Annotated in this window: 3 protein-coding genes and 1 pseudogene; 1 reads left to right on the top strand and 3 read right to left on the bottom strand. The window is 66.0% G+C overall.

The window, feature by feature from the left end; genetic code table 11:
• On the top strand, positions 1-1425 hold a 1425-nt coding region (locus tag QZ709_RS08700; protein WP_294636891.1), incomplete at its 5' end, for an ATP-binding protein.
• Between the two features lie 75 nt (positions 1426-1500).
• Here QZ709_RS08700 and QZ709_RS08695 read toward each other — a convergent pair.
• The 3 genes and pseudogenes from QZ709_RS08695 to QZ709_RS08685 all read right to left on the bottom strand — a co-directional run.
• The gene (locus tag QZ709_RS08695) at positions 1501-2478 is read right to left on the bottom strand and encodes a nitronate monooxygenase family protein (RefSeq protein WP_294636890.1); all 978 of its coding nucleotides are present in this window, start codon (positions 2476-2478) and stop codon (positions 1501-1503) included.
• 153 nt (positions 2479-2631) lie between these two features.
• Positions 2632-4437, bottom strand: coding sequence for an acyl-CoA dehydrogenase (locus QZ709_RS08690; protein ID WP_294636889.1), 1806 nt, complete (start codon positions 4435-4437; stop codon positions 2632-2634).
• Positions 4438-4563: 126 nt separating this feature from the next.
• Positions 4564-4708, bottom strand: a pseudogene (locus QZ709_RS08685) (electron transfer flavoprotein subunit alpha/FixB family protein); the annotation flags it as partial.

The raw sequence follows: 4708 nt of genomic DNA, 5'->3' as shown, positions 1-4708 counted from the left end.
CTGACGATCTACTCGTTCGCCATCGGCGCCGTGCCCTACATGGCATCGCAGCCCCGGCTGTTCCTGAGCTGCATGGGGCTGTACTTCGTGCCCATGATCGTCCGCACCGCGCTGCACGGCGGCCCCGACGACGTCCACCTTGCCGGCGTGTGGTGCCTGATGGCGCTGTGCACGCTGGTGGTCGGCCGGGGCTTTCACAACGTGTTCGGCGACATGGTCAGCCTGCGCCTGCACAGCGAAGACCTGGCGCGGCGGCTGAAAGGCGAGATGGCCCTGGCCGAAGCCGCACAACGCCAGGCCGAGACGGCCAATCGCGCCAAGACCCAGTTCTTCGCGGCGGCCAGCCATGATCTGCGTCAGCCACTGCACGCCATGGGCCTCTTCGCAGAAGCCCTGCGCCAACGCTGCAAGGACGACGACGTCGCCCATCTGGTCAACAGCATCAACAGTTCCGTGGACGCGCTCGAGGGCCTGTTCAGCGAGCTGCTCGACATCACCAAGATCGACACCGGCGCCGTCGAGATCGAGCCCGAGCACTTCTCGATGCGCGACCTGTTCGCACGCATCCGGCTCCACTTCGAACCCACCGCGTTCGAAAAGGGCCTGATGCTGAGCTTCCGTGGCGAACAGCATCACGCTTACGCCGATCCCGTCATCATCGAGCGGGTGCTGCGCAACCTCGTGTCCAACGCCATCCGCTACACCGAGGACGGCGGGGTGCTGGTGAGCTGCCGACGCCGGGGCGGCCAGTTGTGCCTGCAGGTCTGGGACACCGGCATCGGCATTGCCGAGAAGGAGCAGGCGCGGATCTTCGACGAGTTCTATCAGACCCAGAGTGGCCGCCCGCTGGAGCCTCATCACCGCAAGGGGCTGGGCCTGGGCCTGGCCATCGTCAAGCGACTGACAGACCTCATGCACACACCCTTGACCTTGCGCTCGCGGGTGGGCCATGGCACCGTGTTCACGATGATGATCCCGGTGGGACGGGCGCCGCGTTTGCAGCCCGCGTCGGTGCCGTCACGCCCCAGCCTGGGGCTGACGCTGGACAAGCGCCATGTGGTGGTCGTGGAAGACGAACAGGCGGTGCTGGACGGCCTGCAGGTGCTCCTCAAGGGATGGGGCGCCACCGTCAGCGCCTTCGACTCGGTGGACGCTGTGCGCGCCTGGGCAGAACACGCGCCCTCTGCGCCCGATCTGGTCATCGTCGATTACCGCCTGCCCGAGCAACAGACCGGCATCGATGCCATCAAGACCTTGCGGGCGCGCTTCGGCAAGGATCTGCCTGTGATCATGGTGACCGGCAGCACGATGACGGGCCACGAAGAGGAAGCCCGCCAGCACCACTTCCACGTGCTGATCAAGCCCGTGGTGCCGACCAAGCTGCGCGCCATGATCGCTTTCAAGCTGGGCGTGCGGCAAGGCTGATCGCCGCGGGTGGCCCTACACGGGCCGCCACAGCAGCCCGCGACCGCCACTCAGCGTCGTTCGAAGGCAGTCAACTCACGCGGCACACAGGGCTCGCCGTGCCTCGTCGTACTCGCGCTGCAGCCGCGCCACCAGGTCGGCCGCCGGCACCACGGCCTTGACCGCGCCGATGCCCTGCCCGCAACCCCAGATGTCTTTCCACGCCTTCTTGGCAGCGCCGGCGTCCTGCCCGCCGTCGGTCGTGCCGAAGTCCATCTTGCTGGGGTCGGCCTCGGGCAGGTGATCCGGGTCCATGCCGGCGGCAGCGATCGAGCCCTTCAGGTAGTTGCCGTGCACGCCCGAGAAGTAGTTGGTGTAGACGATGTCCTGGCTGGTGCTGTCGACGATCATCTGCTTGTACCCTTCCACAGCCCGCGCTTCTTCGGTGGCAATGAAGGCCGAGCCGATGTAGGCAAAGTCGGCCCCCATGGCGCGCGCCGCCAGAATGCTGCGCCCGTTGGCAATCGACCCGGACAGGGCCAGCGGGCCGTCGAACCATTCGCGCAACTCCTGCACCAGCGCGAAGGGGCTGGTCGTGCCGGCATGCCCGCCCGCGCCGGCCGCCACGGCGATCAGGCCGTCGGCGCCTTTTTCGATCGCCTTGCGCGCAAAGCGGTTGTTGATGACGTCGTGCATCACCACGCCGCCATAGCCGTGCACCGCGTGGTTCACGTCCTCACGCGCGCCCAGCGACGTGATGATGAGCGGCACCTTGTACTTCTCGCACAGCGCCAGGTCGTGCTCCAGCCGGTTGTTGCTCTTGTGGACGATCTGGTTGATCGCGAACGGCGCTGCAGGCTGATCGGGATGGGCCGCATCGTGCGCGGCCAGCGCCTCGGTGATCTCGTGCAACCACTCGTCCAGTTGGGACGCCGGACGGGCATTGAGCGCCGGCATCGAGCCCACGACGCCCGCCTTGCATTGGGCAATCACGAGTTTGGGTGTGCTGACAATGAACATGGGCGACGCGATCACCGGAAAGCGCACGCGCTGCAGAACGGAAGGCAAAGGCATGGAGTCTCCTCGAAGGGGGCCGCTTCTTTGTCGGCTTGTGAGAGCGATCAAACAAAACGGCCCCGGCCGGTGCGACACCGGACGGGGCCAGAGGCTCATCGCGGAAGCGAGCGGCACGGCGGCCGCATCGCGTCAACGTGGGCGGTCATGCGATCAGAACGCATCCACGGGCATGGCGGTGACGGATTCACCACCCTGCAGGATGCTGTCGCGCAGCGAGGCCACGCGCGCCAGGATGTGGTCGCCGTAGAAGCGGCAGGTGGCGACCTTGGCGGCCATGAATGCCGCGTCTTCGCCAGCCGCCAGCTTGTCTTCGGCCACGATCAGCGCACGGCCCATCTGCCAGCCAGACACCAGGTTGCCGGCCAGCATCAGGTAAGGCACCGAGCCGGCGAACACAGCGTTCGGGTTGGCCTTGACGTTGGCCAGCACGAAGTCGACCACCTGCAGGAAGGCCTCACGGGCGGTCTTCAGCTGGGCTGCGTACTTCTTGCCCGCTTCGCTGGCGCGGCCGGCCAGCTGGCCTTCCACATCGGCGATCTGCGCTGCGATGGCGCGGGCCATGGCGCCGCCGTCACGCGCGGTCTTGCGGCCGACCAGGTCGTTGGCCTGGATGGCGGTCGTGCCTTCGTAGATGGGCAGAATGCGCGAGTCGCGGTAGTACTGGGCGGCACCGGTTTCTTCGATGAAGCCCATGCCACCGTGCACCTGCACGCCCAGCGAGGTCACTTCCACCGAGTTCTCGGTCGAGAAGCCCTTGATCAGCGGCACCAGGAACTCGTAGAAGGCCTGCGCCTGCTTGGCGGTGTCGGCATCCGGGTGGTGGTGGGCCGTGTCGTAGGCTGCCGCACCGACCAGGGCCATGGCGCGCTCGCCCTCGATCAGCGCACGCATGGTCATCAGCATGCGCTTCACATCCGGGTGATGAATGATCGCCACCGACTCCTTGGCCGAGCCGTCGACCGGGCGCGACTGCACGCGGTCACGGGCATAGGCCACGGCGTGCTGGTAGGCGCGCTCGGACACAGCCAGGCCCTGCAGGCCCACGTCGTAGCGGGCGGCATTCATCATGATGAACATGTACTCGAGGCCACGGTTCTCTTCGCCCACGAGGTAGCCGATGGCGCCCGGGCCCACTTCGCCCTTGTCGTCACCGTAGACGAGCACGGCCGTCGGCGACGCCTTGATGCCCAGCTTTTCTTCGATGGAGGCGCAGTACACGTCGTTGCGCTTGCCCAGCGAGCCGTCTTCGTGGACCATGAACTTGGGCACGACGAACAGCGAGATGCCCTTCACGCCTTCCGGCGCATCCGGCGTGCGCGCCAGCACCAGGTGCACGATGTTCTCGGACATGTCGTGCTCACCGTAGGTGATGAAGATCTTCTGGCCGCTGATGCGGTAGGTGCCGTCAGCCTGCTTCACGGCCTTGGAGCGCACCAGGGCCAGATCCGAACCCGCCTGGGGTTCGGTCAGGTTCATGGTACCCGTCCAGCTGCCTTCGATCATCTTGGGGATGTAGCGCTGCTTCAGCTCATCGCTGGCGGCGGTCAGCAGGGCTTCGGTGGCGCCGGTCGTGAGGATCGAGCACAGCGAGAAGCTCAGGTTGGCGGCCATCGTCATTTCGATGCAGGCCGCGCCGATGGTCTTGGGCAGGCCCTGGCCACCGTACTCGGTCGGCATCTGCAGACCTTGCCAGCCGCCTTCGGTCAGCGCCTTGTAGGCTTCCTTGAAGCCCGGCGAGGCCTTCACGACGCCGTTGTCCCACGAGCCGTGGTCCTGGTCGCCGCTCCAGTTCAGCGGGGCCACCACTTCTTCGTTGAACTTCGCGGCTTCTTCGAGCACGGCCTGGGCCGTCTCGTAGCCGGCGTCTTCGAAGCCGGGGATTTGCGCGATCTGGTCGATGCCAGCCAGTTCCTTCATGCAGAACAGCTGGTCTTTCACGGGGGCCTTGAATGCCATGGTGTGTCACTCCACGTTCAACGTCCGATGCGAGGAATTCTCGGACGAAAAAAGGGGCGCCTCGAAGGACGCCCCGGTGCGGTGCTCAGTCAGACATGGTGATCTGCCTGCATCACCACGGGTTCATCACAGCGCCTTCACGAGCTCGGGCACGGCGGTGAACAGATCGGCTTCCAGACCGAAGTCGGCCACCTGGAAGATCGGGGCTTCCGGATCCTTGTTGATGGCCACGATGACCTTCGAATCCTTCATGCCGGCCAGGTGCTGGATG

It is taken from the genome of uncultured Aquabacterium sp., assembly GCF_913773725.1.
Taxonomy (GTDB): domain Bacteria; phylum Pseudomonadota; class Gammaproteobacteria; order Burkholderiales; family Burkholderiaceae_C; genus Aquabacterium.
The sequence above is the reverse complement of the archived record's forward strand: the minus strand, read 5'-3'. Positions and strand labels throughout refer to the sequence as shown.

Excerpts from the sequence above, each read along its gene's own strand:
- QZ709_RS08695 (WP_294636890.1), bottom strand. The coding sequence starts at position 2,478 with ATGCCTTTGCCTTCCGTTCTGCAGCGCGTGCGCTTTCCGGTGATCGCG.
- QZ709_RS08690 (WP_294636889.1), bottom strand. The coding sequence starts at position 4,437 with ATGGCATTCAAGGCCCCCGTGAAAGACCAGCTGTTCTGCATGAAGGAA.